We start from the raw sequence: 17,140 nt of genomic DNA, 5'->3' as shown, positions 1-17,140 counted from the left end.
AAGATGCACACCAAAATGATCGGGACATCTGATAAAAAGACGGTCCCCCCGCAGCATACAGGCGCCGCCACCAACACTGTTTTTTCTATTATGCTGCCCTCTTTAAAGGAAAGTCGCGAACGCTATCTACTGGCCAAAGCGCGGCTGCTGGATATAAATCACTGGCATGACTTTGCCGGGCCATTGTCTGCGAATTTTACCCTTACTGACGATTTGGGAAGAGAAGTAGATCACCCGGCACAAGAAGGCGATCACATCCGTATCAACCTCCCCGGACCAGGCAGCAAAACGGGCGATGGATACGACTGGGTAGCGATAGAACAGATAGAAGACAAAACCACCTCGTCCGGGAAAACGGCTTATGCGGCCATCCGCGTAAGGCCTTCTGTCAACCCGCAGGAGTGGCACGGAAAAGTAGCCCATTTTTATGACCCTTCGGCCACCAGCTCTTTTGTGGTAGAGCTTAGCGGCAGATGTGTCAAAGCCAGTGTATACGGACGAAATGAAAAGCCGAACACTACCCCACCGGGGTTATGGGATAAAATAAGGAATACGCTGGTAGCGATCAGCGCATCACTTGGATTGTCAAAACCTCAATGGAAAAGTTTAGTGAAGGGATTGGTGAGGTGATGAGTGAAAGTGCAGATGTGCAATGAAATTCATTTGCACATCTGCACTTTCATTCATTCATTAGTCTTTATCTCCGCCCAGGCTATATTCGTTATTCTCTTCGTCTTCCATACCGGTGTCTTCCGCCGCGTCATCGTCTTCTGCACCGGGCACATCTAACTCCTCGAGCGGCTCTTCATCAGACTCTTCATCGGTTTGCTTTACCAGCAGATCGCGGGCGCGGACGGATTCGTCATCTCCCTCGTCCATATCTTCATCGCGGTTACCTATATAGGCGAGGTCATCTGCAGTAACATCTGCCTCTGTGCCCATAATAATCTCAGGAGTGGCGTCCTCTTCATCGGGCTCCAATTCGCCTGCAGTTTCAGGATCAGGTAATTCCCCTGAAGGCGTAAAATATTCCACACTTTCTTTAGCTTCCAGGTCTGCCTGGCTGGGTATTAAAGCATCCTGGTTTGGAAGATCGGGATCATCCTGTGCAGAGGTCGGGTCATCGTGTTCAGCAGGCTTAGCCTGCCCTTGCCGGCGCTTATCCGCAGCATCACTGTTCCTGTCCCTGTTGTTGGTATTGCCGGTATTGGTTCGGTTGTTTTGCATAACACTACAATTTCCTGTATGTGTACCAAAATTGGACCATAGGGAGGGGCTAAAAAAGGAAATTCCCCTGCTCATTCCAGGAGATACCTTCGATCTCCCGGAATAACAAAGGAATCATTTAACAGTGCTGCTTGCCATCAGCTATTTTGCGATAAAGCCTCTTTCTTGAATTTATCGTAGGAGTTCCGGCTTTCTTCGATCAGTCTCAATACGCGCTCCTTCACATCATCTTTCATACCGGTCACCTCATGTTCAAACACATGTTTCAGTTCTGCCAGGTTATCTGAGCCACGGCCCAGTAAGCGGCCGAGCCGGTAGCGAACATTGCCCGCAGTGGAACGGATCCTCCTCCTGGTTTCCTCCCCGCTGTCGGGCGCACATAATAAACCTACTACAACTCCCGCCGCTACGCCGGCCAGCACTCCTGATAAGAATTTAGTGGTGCTCATATTTGACAATTTTAAGGTTTAACAAATAGTAACCGTAGTTGGTTCAAAGTGGTAGTGTTGGAGGTTCCAAAAATGAGGCCAATTAATCCAGCTATTGGCTGCTGGCTGCTGGCTATTAGCAGGCGCCCCGCCGGAGTAGTATACCGCTAAAGGCCAATAGCTAAACGCTAACTGCCTAATCCAGCGCCTGATAAACGAGGATACGGAACTTCCGTACAAATTCGCCATAGTAAGCATAGGGCATCGCGTTGGTATATACCAGGAGGATCAGGTCTTCTTTGGGATCGATCGTGTACTCAGAACAGTATGCGCCTCCCCAGGTAAGTGAGCCGGGAGACGCGGGATCACCATAATGCGTATCCGCCGTAATAACCTGGAGGCCGAGGCCAAACTTGTCGTTACGGTCCCATACAAAGGCGTCGCCGATCTGGTTGCGGGTCATTAGCTGCACTGTTTTGCGGCTTAACAGGCGAACACCGTTAAATGTTCCTTCATTGAGTATGAGCTGGCAGATCTTTGCATAGTCTGCTATAGGGCCGGTAAGGCCGGACCCACCCATATAAAGCTTGCTGGTATTGCTCAATGCGAAATGACGGTCTGTGTTATGGGAAGAAACCCTGATGGGGCTATCAAGGGCTGGCAAAGCATACAATTCAACCAGCCGCGACTGCTTTGCCGGCGGCAGGTAAAACCAGGTATCCTGCATGCCCAGGGGCTGCAGAATACGCTGCCGTAAGAAATCTGCCAGGGGCTGGCCGGAGAGGATCTCCACCAGGCGGCCCGCTATATCCGTATTAAAGCCGTAAGTAAATTGGGCGCCCGGATCATGCAGCAGGGGACGGCGCGCAATGTTGTTCACCAGCGCTTCCAGGCTGCTGTTTTCTCCTGTAGGAAATACGGAGAAGCCATGACCGCCGAACAGTAAACTATCCAAAGGATGATCATAAGGAATGCCCGTTGAATGCGACAATAACTGGCGTATAGTCGGCTGCGTAGCCGCAGGCCTTGTTTCATAAGTAGCCTTATGCCGGTCGTAACTCACCAACATTTTTGCATCTTTAAATGCAGGAATGTATTTACTGATGGGATCATCCAGGAAGAAACGCCCTTCCTCGTACAACATCATTAAAGCGATAGTAGTGATCAGCTTTGTCTGCGAAGCCCAACGAAAGATATCATCCTTTTTTAAAGGCGTATGGCTTTCAATGTTGCTATACCCGAAAGCTTTATAATGCACCACCTGCCCTTTATGCGCTACAAAGGTAACAGCATTAGGCGCCAGGCCCTTATCAACAGCCGCCTGCAGAAAGCTGTCTACCTTCTTCAGGCGCTCTGCAGAAAAGCCCGCCGCCTGCGGAGACGCCGCTACTGCAAATTGCCGGGGATGCGTTTGCGCGAATGCAGTATATACCAGGCAACAAGAGATGCCCGTAAGGAGTAGTAGCTTGTTCATTTGAACAAGATAATACTACTCCTTCAACAATTTATCTATGAGCTGATTGTACTCCTGCTTGAAATGCTCATAGTGCTCGCCGGTACCAGGGCCGGAAAAACCGGTATGCACTTCCCTCACGAGGCCTTTTTTATCAATGAAGATAGTAGTAGGAAATCCCTTAATAGCAGTGAGCTGTGGGAGGCTTTTCTCCGCCTTCTTCGGATCCGCAGGCGTAACGCCCGTGATCAATACGGGATAGTCTACATCAAAACGTTTGAGAAAACCGGAAAGGGCCTTTTTTGACTTTTCAAAGTCCGTAGTACGTTCATAAGCCAGTCCGATCACCTCTATCCCACGCTGTTTATTTTGCTTATACCAATTACTCAAAAATCCTGTTTCATCCATACAGTTAGGGCACCAGGAACCCATCAGGGTAATCACCACTACCTTATTCTTAAAGCGCTCATCATGAATGCTCACCTGCTTACCGTTAAGATCCGGGAAGCTGAAATTTAGTTTAGCCTGTCCGGGCTTTATCGTTGCCAGCTTCGTCTCATCCGGCAATGCAGCCTTCGCATCTTTACGGGCAGTCCAGATCTCTTTACCATTACCGATACCGGCATAAAAAACACCCTGATCAAGTGTATTTTCCGCCGTTAGCCGGGCAGTAAAGTAATAGGCATGCGAACCATCAAAAGTGGACAGCTTCAGCGTATCCCCATCAAGAATACCCTCCAGGAAGCGATAATCTCCCGTAGGCGTCAGGAAAGTACCCGTTACATGATTTCCGTCCTGTTTAAACTCTCCTACGGCAAAAGAGCTGTCAGTACCATCCGGGGCTGTAAAGTAAGTAGCCCAGCGGCCGCTCACATTTCCCTTGGCGGGCAAATGCTGGGTAAACCGCTCTTTCACGCCAGGAATAGACGTAAAAGGAATACTCACATCCCTGTCCGCCAGGTGGCGGATCCAAACACCCTTCACCTCGCCGGAAGGCAAATGAACGCCTTTAAACTCCGAGTCAAAGAAGGGCATCTTAATAAACACAGAATCGCCTTCCATCTTGATGTCATCCACCAGCAAACGGTCACCCGCGTTAAGGATGTACATTACCATTTTGTCTGAATTGTCCACCTCAATATTGAAGACGATATCCGCCCCATCCTGCCGGTGCAGGCGGGTCTGCCAGATATTTGGATTATCTGTAAATTGCTGTTGTCCAATAGATTGAAGCGTAAAGAGCAGGGTAATCGCCAGGATCCCAATAGTCTGTCCGAGTTTTCTCATGATTTCTACAGGTATTATACCACCAATTTAGTAGACAAATATAGGCCATAATTGTGAAACCCCGCGAACTGTATGATGACCGGCTCCCATTGGTGCCGACAGGCATTAAAAACGGGCTGCGCCTAGCTGTGACGATAGGTATGGGGCGTTGGGAGGGCGTGGAGAGGGAGGGGAGGTGATGGGGCGGTACCCGGCTTCCCTGAAAGTGGTAGATGGGAGTAGTTGCTGTAAATAAAGTTGATTCCTTGTTTAAGGCTTGATCCTGGCGCCAAAGAGCAAACTACCGATCCTCACCAGAGTACTCCCACACTGAAGCGCCAGCTGATAATCTCCGCTCATTCCCATGGACAGCTCCCGGAAGTAATCCTGGCCAGCGAAATAACGTGACTTGGTCTGCTTAAAAAGCGCCTGCAAATGTTTGAATTCCTTTTGTATCTGCGCCTCATTATCTGTATTCGTCGCCATCCCCATCAGACCGGCAATACGCACATGGCTGGTTCCCGACTGCTGCTGCCACTCCTGCATCAGGCTTTCCAGTTCGGCCTCATCAAGACCAAACTTGGTTTCCTCTTCAGCAATATGAACCTGCAAAAGGCATTGGATAATACGCTGGTGTTTGGCGGCTTGTTTATTGATCTCCAGCAGCAGGCGGAGGCTGTCTACTGCATGGATCATTGTAATGAAGGGGGCAATGTATTTTACTTTGTTGCTTTGAAGATGGCCGATGAAATGCCATTCAATGTCCTGGGGTAATTCGGGCTGCTTTTGCACCAGCTCCTGTACATAGTTTTCGCCGAAGATGCGCTGACCGGCATTATAAAGCTCCTGAATGTCTGCTACGGGCTTGATTTTAGAAACGGCAACCAGCCGGGCCCCGTAAGGAAGCAGCGCTTGCTGTATCGTTTGATAAGCGGGTAAGTTGATGGACATGGGGGCAAAGATAGCAGTTAGCTGCCAGCTTTTAGCAATTAGCTACTGAACAAACGTAAAGGCTAAGGGCTAAAAGCTAACAGCCAGCAGCTAACTTAATATCGTCCTGCTGATCACAATCCGCTGCACCTCCGAAGTACCCTCATAGATCTGGGTGATCTTCGCATCCCGCATCAGGCGTTCTACGTGGTACTCTTTTACGTAGCCATAACCGCCGTGCACCTGCACCGCTTCTGTGGTCACCCACATGGCAGTTTCGGAGGCAAATACCTTGGCCATGGAGCCGCTGAGCGTATAGTCAAGGTGGTGATCCTTTTCCCAGGCGGCTTTGAGGCAGAGCAGGCGGGCTGCTTCTATCTGGGTAGCCATATCGGCCAGTTTGAACTGGATGGCCTGGTGCTGACTGATCTCTTTACCAAATGCTTTTCTTTCCCTGGAGTATTTAAGGGCCAGCTCATAAGCGCCGCTGGCAATACCAAGCGCCTGTGAAGCGATACCGATACGGCCGCCGGCCAGTGTTTTCATAGCGAACTTAAAGCCGAAGCCATCTTCCCCAATCCGGTTCTCTTTAGGCACTTTTACATCCTGGAACATGATGCTATGGGTATCGCTGCCGCGGATGCCCAGCTTATTCTCCTTGGCGCCGATGCTCACACCGGCCCAGCCTTTCTCAACGATAAAAGCGTTGATGCCTTTGCTGCCCTTTTCAGGATGGGTTTGGGCAATCACCAGGTAGGTGCTGGCAGAGTTGCCATTGGTGATCCAGTTCTTTGTGCCGTTAAGCAGGTAGTAATCTCCTCTATCTTCCGCGGTGGTGCGCTGGGAGGTAGCATCTGAACCGGCTTCAGGCTCGCTGAGCAGGAAAGCGCCTATCACCTGTCCCTGGGCCAGAGGCACCAGGTACCGCTGCTTTTGTTCTTCAGAAGCGTATGCTTCCAGTCCCCAGCATACCAGCGAATTATTCACACTCATACATACGGAAGTGGAGGCATCTATCTTGGAGATCTCTTCCATGGCCAGTACATACGAAATAGTATCCAGGCCGGCGCCACCATATTTAGGATCAACCATCATCCCCAGAAAACCCAGCTCTCCCAGCTTCCTGATCTGCTCCACGGGAAATTTCTGGTGCTCGTCGCGTTCTATCACACCGGGCAACAACTCATTCACTGCAAAGTCACGGGCCGCTTTCTGTATCATTAAATGTTCTTCGGTCAGCTGAAAATTCATAATAACGTGTTTTAACAAGGGATAAGGCCCCCCATAGGCGCATATTAAACATTAATGCGGATGTAAAAAAATCAGTCTCATAGAATTCAATGTTATCCATCATTCTTTGATAAACATTGAAGAAATTCTTATAAGAATGAATCCTTATTGGAATTGGTTCAGTTTTTCAGGGGGCTTGCTGTAAAGCCCAACAAAGCTATGCTCCCGGTGATCAATTAAAAATCCTGTAGTTTGGCGTTATGAAGAACATTAAACTTATAGAGGTTAAGTCGGAAATAGGAGCCGGTACCCGCGGTGCAAGCCTGGGAATTGATGCTATCAAGATCGCGGCGCTGGACTTCATGAGCAACTTTTTTGTACACTTCCCTTCAGAAGTGATTGAAACGGAGAACAAGCTGTTATTTGAACCCATAGAATCTCCCTTTGCCAAACGTATCAAGGGCATCACCAGCCTGTATGAGCGTATCAGCAAAAGCGTATATGATACGGTAAAATCCAACTGGTTCCCGGTGATACTATCCGGTGATCACAGTACGGCGGGAGCTACTATAGCGGGGCTCAAAATGGCGCACCCCAAGGCTAAACTGGGCGTAATCTGGATAGATGCGCATGCAGACCTCCATACGCCCTATACCACCCCGTCGGGCAATATGCATGGCATGCCCCTGGCTACGGCTATTGCCGAAGACAACCTGGAATACAAAGCGCATGACCTGGATGAGAACACGGCGAAAGCCTGGAATGCGTTGAAGAATATCGGTAAAATATCCCCTAAGGTGCTGCCGGAAGACATTGTTTTTATCTCCCTCCGGGATTATGAGAAGGAAGAAGACCACCTGATCAAAAAGTATGGTATGAAGGTGATCACCACAGGAGAGGTACGCCGTAAGGGACCGGAAAATATATCCCGCTCCGTATTCAGGTACCTGAGCGACTGCGAATATATCTATGTATCTTTTGACGTTGATAGCCTGGATGCCTCCATTTCCCGGGGCACCGGCACACCGGTAAGCAATGGCCTCCGCGAAAGAGAGGCGGAGGACCTGATCGCTAAATTTATGCAGCACCGTAAGATCTGCTGTTTCGAGATCACGGAGGTGAACCCTACCCTGGACCGCGAAAACCTCATGGCCGAAATAGCGTTCAATATCCTTCAACGCAGTGTGAACCTGCTGCTGCTTAACTAAAGCTAAAACACCATTTTCAGGCGCTCCTTCGGCTTTAATCCCGCCAGCACCTGGGTATTGATCTCATCTGATAATCCCAGCTGCACATAGCGCTTTTCAAAGGATTGCGGCTTTGTTTCCACTTCTACGTAAGCGCCCTGCTGATCAAACTGCAGTACGTTCTCGCGAATACAAAGCACATTGTCACGCTTGTCCAGCACGATCTCCGCATTGGCGCTGTAGCCGGCCCTGAGCACATCTGTTTTATCCAGCAGGATGGCTGCCTTTATTTCAAATTTCGTAACGCCGTCCTCTTTCACCCCATTGGGCGATACAAACTCCAGCCTGGCGCGGTAAGATTTCTCTTCGGTGGCCCGCAATGTGATGGTAAGGTCCATGCCCGGCTGCAGGTTGTTCACATCGGCTTCCTCTACCTTTCCTTCAAAGATCACATCTTTCATGTCTGCAATGCTGGCGATAGTGGTGCCTTCGTTGAAGGTATTGCGTTCTATCACAAAATTCCCTTCCTTGGCAGGCACTTCCAGCAGCACACCGTTAACGGTAGAACGTACTTCATTGGCAGCAATACCCGAAGCGGATGCGCCTACTTTAATGAGCTGCACATTGTTGACAGCCGCCGCCAGGTCGGCCTCCGCCTTTTTAAAGGCCAGCAGGTACTGGTTGTACTCTTTTTCTGCAACTACCTTTTCCGCAAACAGCTGCTCATATCTTTCCTTTTCATGCTTCGCATCATTCAGGCTCAGCTTCGCTTTCTGCAGGGCGCTTTCTGCTTCGTTCAGGCTTACGGCATTAGGTGTGAGCCTGATCCGGGCCAGCAATTGCCCGGCAGTCACCACCTGCCCGGCGGTAACGTATACTTTTTCGATGATGCCGGACACCTGGGCTTTCACGGCTACCTGCTTACGGGGAACAATAGCGCCTGCGGCCACTGTTTTCTTAACAACGGTGGATACAAATGCGGTATCTGTCTGGTAAACCATTTTACTTTTTGCTGCGCGGTCTGCACAGCCACAGGTGACCAATAACAGGATCAAACATATGCTCACAGCGCCCGACCACTTATTGCGGTTCATCTTTAACTCCTTTTCAAGCTGGAGTATCACCAGCGCTACACTTGCCGTTGTATACAGCAAGGGGCTCTTTTTACGTGTCATATACAATGTTTTTATTTGTTAATTATTCTGCCCTCAATGCTTCAATAGGGTTGATGGCAGCAGCTTTCCTGGCAGGCATCAGTCCTGCCAGCACACCGGTTACCACCAGTATGAGCACGGCTGTTAAAGCCACCTGCATGTCTATATGAGGATCTTTAAAAAATTCGCTCTTGATATTTTCTTTGTCCAGTATATGGCTCACGCTTTCTACGATCCCCATTCCTGCCAGCAGCCCCGCATAGCCGGCCACACTGGTGATTACCAGCGATTCCATGATGATCAGGCTGATGATAGAAACGGGCGTAGCGCCAAGTGCCTTCCTGATACCGATCTCGCGCGTACGTTCTTTTACGATGATCAGCATGATGTTGCCCACGCCGATCACACCGGCGATAATAGTGCCTGCTCCCACTATCCAGATGAACAGGTTAATGCCCATGAATAAGCTGGTGAACTTATTGAACTCTTTTTCTGCATTAAAGGAACCGATCGCCTCCTGGTCATCCGGGTGGATGGTATGACGAGCCACCAATAGTTCTTTTACCTTTGTTTCTACCGTTCCCGCGGGTATCCCTGCTTTGGGCACCAGCGTAAACAGCGAGAGATGGTTTTCATAACCAAAGCTTCCCTGCAGCGTAGACACCGGCATAAAAAGGGTTTCTGCATCTTCTTTCTGCGTGGCGCTTTCGTCTGTTGAAAATGAACCCACCACGCGGAAGAAGATCCCCTTGATATTAATGTACTTTCCAACCGGGTCTGTATTATTGAATAGGATTTCCTTCAGGCGGCTGCCTATCACCACTACCTTTCGCTGCTTGTCCAGGTCCAGCTTGTTAATGAAGCGGCCACCGGTGAAATGCATATTCTTGATGTGCAGCAGATCGGGATGGGTACCTTTCAACGTAAAGGCAATGCTTTTATTTGCATAAGCCACATTCACCTTTTCGCCTACGTTCAGGTTAGGCACCAGGTAGCCTATCTCCTGCACCTTGGACCTGATCGCGGCTTCATCGTTGTTATCGAAAATGATACTGCGGCCGGAGGCCAGGCCTTTAAATGGCCTGCCGGTAATTTCAGGCCACACATAGATGGTGTTCCGGGCCGAATTGCTGAACATCTGCAACACGCCATTCTCCAGGCCTTTGCCTGCACCCAGCAAGAGCACCAGCATCAGGATGCCCCAGAAAACGCCAAAGGCGGTGAGCAGGGTCCTGAGCTTATGCTTCTTAATGGAACCGTATATTTCCTGCCAGTTATCGAGGTCAAACATGATATAACTCATTTAAATGGGAAGTAATGAGCCCATCCTTCATACGGATGGTACGATCAGCAACGGCTGCCACATCTGGTTCATGCGTTACGAGGATGACCGTCATCCCCTGCGCATGCAGCTCCCTGAACACTTCCATGATGTCGTCGGAAGTTTCGGAGTCGAGTGCGCCGGTAGGTTCATCCGCCAGAATGATCCTGGGATTGGCTGCCAGTGACCTGGCTATGGCTACCCGCTGGCGCTGGCCGCCGGACAAGGCCGAGGGCAGGTGATCTGCCCGGTGCCTGAGCCCTACCCTTTCCAGGAGCTCCAGTGCCATTTCGTTCCGCTGCTTTCTGCCTATCTTCTGATAATAAAGCGGCAAAGCCACATTCTCCATGGCGTTCTTGAAGGGCAGCAGGTGGAATGACTGGAATACAAAGCCGATATAACGGTTACGATACCACGCTGCCTGTGTCTGCGAGATATTTTTGATCAGCGTTCCACCCAGGTAATACTTGCCGCTGTCATAGTCATCCAGGATGCCCAGGATGTTCAGCAAAGTGGATTTACCGGAGCCGGACTGCCCCATGATGGCCACAAATTCGCCCTCCGCTATTTCAAGGTCAATTCCTTTTAAGATCGGCAGCTCGCCGTTGGTGGTCTTATAGGATTTGCGGATATTTTCCAGCACTACCATAGCCGTTCATTTTCAGGTTCCATTAATAATGTTTCAGCAGCCGGCCTGCGAAGCGCTTTCTGCTGCTGTTGCAGCATCACGCCGGTCATGATATTGACAATAGCCCTTTCATGCCCGTAAATAAAGAAGTGGTCTCCCACAAAGGCCTTCACCGCTACCATTGCCGTTGTTTCCTGTTGCCATGCCAGCGCTTCCTCCCGGCTGATATCTTCCTCCACACCCGTCATTACAGTGATCGGTATATTAAAAGCTTCTCCGGGCTCATACTGGTAATGGGCCAGTGCCTGAAAGTCTGCACGGATTATAGGCTCAAAGCAATCCATCAGTGCCTCATCCTGCAGCAGTTCTTCAGGACAGCCGCCCAGTTCTTTAAGGGATGCAAAGAACGCTTCCCGGGGCTGCGTATGGATAGCTTCCCGTACCTTTTTCACACAAGGTGCAGCACGGCCGGTAAAGAACAGGTGCCTGGGCTCACGCAGGCCTTCTTCCACAATACGCCTGGTCAGCAGGAAACCTAAAAGCGCGCCCATGCTATGCCCATAGATGGCGTAAGGATGGGAAAGACGTTCCTTGATCTGCGCAAACAGATCTTCCACCATATCATGTACATTGTCCAGCAGCGGTTCCTGGAAACGGCTACCCCTGCCGGGCAATTCCAGTGGAACGATATTGATGTGCTGTGCATACTGGCGGTATCCGTTATAGGAATACCGGCTTCCACCCGCAAAGGGCAAACAGAAAATGTTGATCTTATTGTTCATAAACGTTTGCTATAAGGTCAAGTGAAAAAGTTGTATTGTCTTCGTGGAAGAGGTGTCTGTCTTCCACTATCTTTCCATAATCAAAGCGCAGCATCCGGCCGGCATGATTGAAGTAAGCATCGTCATGGGTCACCGCAATAATGGTCTTACCTTTTTGCTGCATCTCGGGGATCAGGTGCTTATAAAAATAGGCCCTGAAAGCAGGGTCCTGCTCTGCTGCCCACTCGTCCAGCACCAGCACCTCGCGGTCTTCCATCATTGCATAGATCAGGGCCAGACGTTTCTGTTGTCCTTTTGACAAGCCTGTATCAATGAAGTTTCTGCCGCCACCCAGCCTTATCACCGCCTGCAGACGCATCTTTTCAATTAATGCCACCAGCCTCGCATTATTGCTGCTCAGGTCAAAACCATCATAATTTTCATTGAACAGGTAAGCATGGGTGAAGATGGCAGAGATACGGTCGCTGTAAGCCGTATAGTTTTCTGCGGTGATGGTATGACCGTTAAAGCAGATAGCGCCTTCCAGGGGCCTGTATAAGCCGGTGAGCAGGTTAATAAAAGTACTCTTGCCGCTGCCATTGCCGCCGGTGATAAAGATGGTCTCTCCTTTCGTGATACGCAGGTTAAAGGGCCCTGTTTTAAATACCAGCTGCTCTTTAGCATCAAAGTAACCGAAGGTAACATCTATAAAGTCGATACTTTCAAAGGTAGTTCCAGGCAGTGCTGCAGCGGATGCCGGTTCTTCCACCACTTCATCTATGGCCGCTTTAACGGCGTCGATGCGTTCCAGCGCGATCTTTACATTGGTGTAATAAGGAATGACCTTCACCAGGGAAGCCAGGGGCCCCATGAGGTAAAGGATCACTACCACAAAGGGCACGGTTTGCAGCGCAGACAAATGCAATACCTGCGGCAAGGCAAAGATGACGACTCCCAGGGCGAAGTACCAGCTGTAGGTGCCTATCAGCTCGTTATCCAGGTATCTCACTGCACTGCGGCTGCCCAGTTCTTTGCCTTGCAGACGGTTCTCCCGGATGTATCGATGATAGATGTTTTCATTCCGGGTGCTGCTCATCCTGATCTCCTTAAAGCCATATACCAGGTCACGCAGGTAAGTGTGGTAGTCCTGCTGCATATCGCGCACCTTGTTAAGGTCCTTTTCTATGCGTGCATTCCGGATCATATACACGGATAACAAAACCGCCATCAGGACCAGCACCGCTACACCACCCAGGGGCGACACCCAACATAAATAGCCCAGCGCGCAAAGGATGATCACGGAAGAAGTCACCACCGCTACCAGTACCTCCGGTATATACGCCAGTATGCGTACATCGCCGATGGCCGTATAGATCCTTTCTGCTCCCAGCTTTTCAAAGGCCTGAAAAGTGGCATGCCGCACCTGCTGCAGGATAGACAATTCATAATGGAGCAGCAGGTTGTGCGTGAGCTTCACCATGTAGGTCTGGAAGATCTTTGTACACAAGAGAGAAGCGGCTACCAGCCCGATGTACAGGATATAGTCATTCCCCTTAATAAAGGGAATGGAAGCGCCCTTTACGGCATAGTTCATAAATGCCAGCAGCCCGGAGTATACAATGCTGTTGATCACGCCCAGCAGCAGGATATACGGGAGGAATAGCCTGGATTGTTTCTGCAATACTTTCAAAATATGCATTACGATAACTTTTTAACGTTTACACAGCGACAGCAGCACAGCAATGCTCAATAACAGCATGCAGGGCCAGTTTATAATTTTCAAGGAAAGCAGCAATGGTGGCAGCATGGAAGCGCGCGCCGCTGTATTCTACCCGCAGGGAGAATTCGCGGCCTTCTACCACGCCGGTAATGTACAGTTCATGTTCACGTTGCTCCTGCACATCCTGGATCTCACCGGTGCCTTCCTTTGAGAAGCGGAAAGGTACCTGCGCAAAATCCTGGTCCAGCTGTCCGAAATAGTTGAACACCACTTGTGGCGACTTACCAAGGTCTATCCCCTGCTTATGTTCCGCTGCGGTCAGGTATTTCAGTATGCCATAGCCTACCCCCTTATTGGGTATGTCATGTATCCATTGCCGGTTCTGTTCAATAACAGCGCTCAGGTCATCGCCTGCGGCTGTAATGATCACCGGGTAAACAGAAGTAAAATATCCGACGGTGCGGTTTACATTCACTCCATCCAGGATACTTTCTCTTCCATGACCTTCCATCAGCACCATGCAGGTCCGTAGACCGAAGGTTTGCTCCATGCTCAATGCCAGCGCGGTAAGCAGGATATCGTTGATCTCGGTATTGAAACGGCTGTTAACTGCCGTGAGCAGCAGCTCCGTTGCAGAGATGCCCAGTGAGATGTCCTGCGAAACGCTGTCCTTCACCAGGTTGCTGCCTTGGGGAACATCCGGCAGGACAGTGGCTGTTCTTTTTGAAAGCAGCTTTTTCCAGTAAGAGAGCTCCTGCAAAAAGACAGGACTGTTGGCATAGACCTGCAGCTCTTCAGACCAGACTTTGAAGGCGTCTGTCTTTTTAGGCAAAGACAGGGGCCTTCCCTGGGTATATTGCCGGAACAGGGTGCCAAGGTCTTCGAAAATGATCCGCAGCGATACCACATCCATGACAAGATGATGCACGATCATAGCAAGGCGGTCGCCGTCTGCCAGCTGGAATAAGCCCAGCTTCAGCAATGGCCCGTTACGAAGATCTATCTCTCCCTGCATGCTGGTGATCCTGCGGCTCATCTCTGCCACGCCGTTTGGTAAAGACAGGTAATCATATACTTCCAGCGAGAGCGGAAAACCACGACCGTGATTATATTGTATGACCTGCGGGCCTGTTGTATCAAAAGTGATCCTTAAGGCATCATGATGTTCCTGCAGCTTTGAAAAAACGGCCCTGAGCATCGCTTCATCCAGGCGGTCTGCTGAAAAGAACAATAATCCAAAATTGAAATGGTGATATGCCTTGCGGGGAAAATCAAAGAACTGTAGCTGGATAGGCGTTAGTGGCAGCTCTCCGGTGATCATATGCTGGTTGGCCTGTTTGTCGAGCGGTTTGATCACCGGCGCCAGCTGCCGGATGGTAGGATTGGCCAGGATATTCCTCACCTCCAGCCGGTAACCTGCTTCATACAGCTGCGAAGCGATCTGCATGGCTTTGATAGAGTCGCCTCCCGTTTCAAAAAAGTCGTCCAGTACGCCTATCTGCTCTTTATCCAGCACCTGCTGAAATGCCTGTACCAGCAACGCCTCCACGGCAGTAGCCGGCGCTTCGTAAGCAATACGGCAACGCGCGTTGCCTGGCAAAGGCAGTGCTGCACGTTCTACTTTACCATTCGCGTTCACGGGGAAACTGTCCATCTGCGTAAAGCAGGTGGGGATCATATACGCCGGTAAGCTGTTTGCCAGTACTGTCTTTAACTGTGCGACATCTACCCTTTCCTGTGCAATGAACCAGGCAGCCAGGCTGGCGTTTCCCTGCTCCTGTCCAATCGCCATCACCACGGCGTCTTTAATGCCGGGATAATCCAGCAGCGCTGTTTCTATCTCACCCAGCTCTACACGGTAGCCGCGGATCTTCACCTGGTTATCACGGCGGCCCAGGAATACCAGCTCCCCTTCTTCCGTCCATCTGCCCAGATCACCGGTGCGATAGATCTTCCCCCCATCCTTAGCAAAAGGATCATCTACAAATTTTTCGCGGGTAAGGTCGTCGCGGTGCAGGTATCCTTTCGTCACGCCCTTGCCACCGATACAGATCTCCCCGATCACTCCGGCAGGCAATAATTCCAGTGATCCGTCCAGGATGTATACCTGTGTATTGGCGATGGGCTTTCCAACGGTGGCGAGGTCCGTGGCGGTATCATTCACTTTTTTAATGGTACAACCGACAGTGATCTCCGTAGGACCGTATTCGTTATAGATGTTTATATCCGGGTTTAAACGTTGCAAGGTTTTTACCTGGAAAGCGGTGAGAGTCTCTCCTCCCAGGATCACATGCTGAATGGCCGTTGTCTGCAAAGGCAGGGCGCTCAGCATGCTAATATGTGCAGGGGTCAGCTTGACGGTGTTCACGCCTGTCTTTCCGCTGAACAGCTCCAGTAACAGATCACCGATATCTTTGTTAGCGCATACATACAGCTGGTCGCCACGCAGCAGGGTGGTAAAAATGCTGGTGATAGTCAGGTCAAAAGAAATATTCGTGCACAGGGCAAAAATTTTGCCGAGTATATTATCAAAGTAGTACCGGTTGGCCCATTGCACATAATGACAAAGATTATCGTTCCCTACCATCACGCCTTTGGGTTTACCGGTGGAGCCGGAAGTATAAAGCACATAGGCCAGGTTTGCGGGCGTTGCCGTCTGTTCAGGGTTTTCTTTTCTTTGCGGCAATGCTGCCAATTGCTCATCCAGCAGGATACTGGTACCGGCAAAATTTGTATAGTGCTGCGACTGATCACTGTCTGTCAGTAACAGGCGTACACCTGCATCCTGCAGGATGCCGCTGATACGGCCTGCCGGCGTACTGGTATCAACAGGTAAAAAAGCAGCGCCGCTCTTTAGTATGCCCAGCAGTGCGATGATCATTCTCTCTGAACGGTTCAACAGCAGTCCTACCCTGTCATTAGGGGCGATGGCATGCACTTCCTTTAAATGGTGGGCCAATGTATTGGCCTGCTCATTTAGTTCCTGGTAGCTAAGACTAGTGTCTTCAAACACCACGGCGCTGGCATAAGGCGTTTTCTTCACCTGTCGTTCAAACAGTTCCTGGAAAGTGTAAGCAGCGCCCCCGATAGCTGTCTGGTTAAAATGAACTAACAGCTGTTCCCTTTCAGCAGCAGGTAATATATCAATATCTGCCAGGTGCGCACGGGGCTTTGCAAAGGCCCGCAATACCTGCTCCAGGTGTGCGCACATATTGCGTATAAAGCCGGCTTCAAAAGCAGCAGGCTGGTAGCTGCAGCTGATGTGGAGCCCTTCGTTCCTGCAGATACTGATCTCCAGGTCGTGCGGAACGGCTGGTGCTACCGGAAGATGTATCGCTTCGGAGCTGATCAGCACATTGCTATAGGTTGCGAAGCGATTATCGAGCAGCTGCAGCGGAAAATCCTGGTGGCTGTAGCTTTCCCTTACCATTTCCTTTACGCCGGACAGGTAGCGCTGTATGGTTTCGGCGGGGCGAAGCACCAGCGGCACCAAAGGTAAATGCGCCTGGCCGTTGTTCCCCAGCGCATATGCGGGGCTGTTAATGATAGGGGTCTGGTTGCCGCTATACTTTCTGAGCAGCACGCCAGCAGCAGCCAGCAGGTATACGAAAATTCCTGTGTCATTATCTCCCATTTTAGTGTTGATGGATTGATAAACATCTTGGCTCAGCGTATGGTCGTAGCGGACAACCGGTTCCTTCGCTGTTATGACAGCGGAACGAAGCTGCCGGAAACTAAATGCCTCATTCACCTGTTCCAGCCTGTTCTTCCAGAAGGCACGGGAGGATCTGTACTCCGGCGACATGAAATGTGTTTTAGTGACTGTTTGCATATG

General features: G+C 50.3%; 14 protein-coding genes. 2 read left to right on the top strand and 12 right to left on the bottom strand.

Translation table 11 applies throughout. From position 1 onward, the window contains the following. Positions 1 to 3 precede the first annotated feature (3 nt). A complete protein-coding gene (locus ACR9Y8_RS26045; protein ID WP_481216187.1) occupies positions 4 to 630 on the top strand; it encodes a hypothetical protein in 627 nt (208 codons plus the stop codon). 60 nt (positions 631 to 690) lie between these two features. Here ACR9Y8_RS26045 and ACR9Y8_RS26040 read toward each other — a convergent pair whose 3' ends face one another. The 6 genes from ACR9Y8_RS26040 to ACR9Y8_RS26015 form a co-directional block, all read right to left on the bottom strand. After that, on the bottom strand, positions 691 to 1,227 hold the full coding sequence (locus ACR9Y8_RS26040; protein ID WP_481216186.1) for a hypothetical protein: 537 nt from the start codon (positions 1,225 to 1,227) through the stop codon (positions 691 to 693). Between the two features lie 137 nt (positions 1,228 to 1,364). Then, on the bottom strand, positions 1,365 to 1,676 hold the full coding sequence (locus ACR9Y8_RS26035) for a YtxH domain-containing protein (protein WP_481216185.1): 312 nt from the start codon (positions 1,674 to 1,676) through the stop codon (positions 1,365 to 1,367). A 175-nt stretch (positions 1,677 to 1,851) separates the two neighbouring features. Further along, entirely contained in the window at positions 1,852 to 3,129 is a 1,278-nt protein-coding gene (locus tag ACR9Y8_RS26030; RefSeq protein ID WP_481216184.1) for a serine hydrolase domain-containing protein, read from the bottom strand. 15 nt (positions 3,130 to 3,144) lie between these two features. Continuing rightward, positions 3,145 to 4,395, bottom strand: coding sequence for a TlpA disulfide reductase family protein (locus ACR9Y8_RS26025; RefSeq protein WP_481216183.1), 1,251 nt, complete (start codon positions 4,393 to 4,395; stop codon positions 3,145 to 3,147). 249 nt (positions 4,396 to 4,644) lie between these two features. Continuing rightward, complete coding sequence (locus ACR9Y8_RS26020; RefSeq protein WP_481216182.1) at positions 4,645 to 5,325, bottom strand: YggS family pyridoxal phosphate-dependent enzyme; 681 nt, start codon at positions 5,323 to 5,325, stop codon at positions 4,645 to 4,647. Between the two features lie 90 nt (positions 5,326 to 5,415). Beyond that, the gene (locus ACR9Y8_RS26015; protein ID WP_481216181.1) at positions 5,416 to 6,555 is read right to left on the bottom strand and encodes an acyl-CoA dehydrogenase; all 1,140 of its coding nucleotides are present in this window, start codon (positions 6,553 to 6,555) and stop codon (positions 5,416 to 5,418) included. Positions 6,556 to 6,794: 239 nt separating this feature from the next. Here ACR9Y8_RS26015 and ACR9Y8_RS26010 point away from each other — a divergent pair, with 239 nt between their 5' ends. Beyond that, complete coding sequence (locus tag ACR9Y8_RS26010; RefSeq protein WP_481216180.1) at positions 6,795 to 7,742, top strand: arginase; 948 nt, start codon at positions 6,795 to 6,797, stop codon at positions 7,740 to 7,742. 2 nt (positions 7,743 to 7,744) lie between these two features. On the opposite strand, the gene ACR9Y8_RS26005 is transcribed toward ACR9Y8_RS26010, so the two are convergent. Genes ACR9Y8_RS26005 through ACR9Y8_RS25980 form a run of 6 tightly spaced genes read right to left on the bottom strand, consistent with a single transcriptional unit; the run spans position 7,745 to position 17,137 of the window. Then, positions 7,745 to 8,896, bottom strand: coding sequence for an efflux RND transporter periplasmic adaptor subunit (locus ACR9Y8_RS26005; protein ID WP_481216179.1), 1,152 nt, complete (start codon positions 8,894 to 8,896; stop codon positions 7,745 to 7,747). A 22-nt stretch (positions 8,897 to 8,918) separates the two neighbouring features. Then, the gene (locus ACR9Y8_RS26000; RefSeq protein ID WP_481216178.1) at positions 8,919 to 10,166 is read right to left on the bottom strand and encodes an ABC transporter permease; all 1,248 of its coding nucleotides are present in this window, start codon (positions 10,164 to 10,166) and stop codon (positions 8,919 to 8,921) included. Continuing rightward, positions 10,159 to 10,845 carry an ABC transporter ATP-binding protein gene (locus ACR9Y8_RS25995; protein ID WP_481216177.1) on the bottom strand — a complete coding sequence of 229 codons (687 nt, stop codon included), beginning with the start codon at positions 10,843 to 10,845 and terminating at the stop codon, positions 10,159 to 10,161. Before ACR9Y8_RS25995 ends, ACR9Y8_RS26000 begins: the two co-directional genes overlap by 8 nt. Further along, positions 10,839 to 11,606, bottom strand: a complete 768-nt coding sequence (locus ACR9Y8_RS25990) for a thioesterase II family protein (RefSeq protein ID WP_481216176.1) — start codon at positions 11,604 to 11,606, stop codon at positions 10,839 to 10,841. Before ACR9Y8_RS25990 ends, ACR9Y8_RS25995 begins: the two co-directional genes overlap by 7 nt. Further along, entirely contained in the window at positions 11,596 to 13,284 is a 1,689-nt protein-coding gene (locus ACR9Y8_RS25985) for a cyclic peptide export ABC transporter (protein ID WP_481216175.1), read from the bottom strand. Before ACR9Y8_RS25985 ends, ACR9Y8_RS25990 begins: the two co-directional genes overlap by 11 nt. Before the next feature lie 19 nt (positions 13,285 to 13,303). Continuing rightward, on the bottom strand, positions 13,304 to 17,137 hold the full coding sequence (locus ACR9Y8_RS25980; protein WP_481216174.1) for an amino acid adenylation domain-containing protein: 3,834 nt from the start codon (positions 17,135 to 17,137) through the stop codon (positions 13,304 to 13,306). Positions 17,138 to 17,140: the final 3 nt, after the last annotated feature.

The sequence above is a fragment of the Chitinophaga sp. SVR4-12A genome (genome assembly GCF_056754765.1).
The sequence above is the reverse complement of the archived record's forward strand: the minus strand, read 5'-3'. Positions and strand labels throughout refer to the sequence as shown.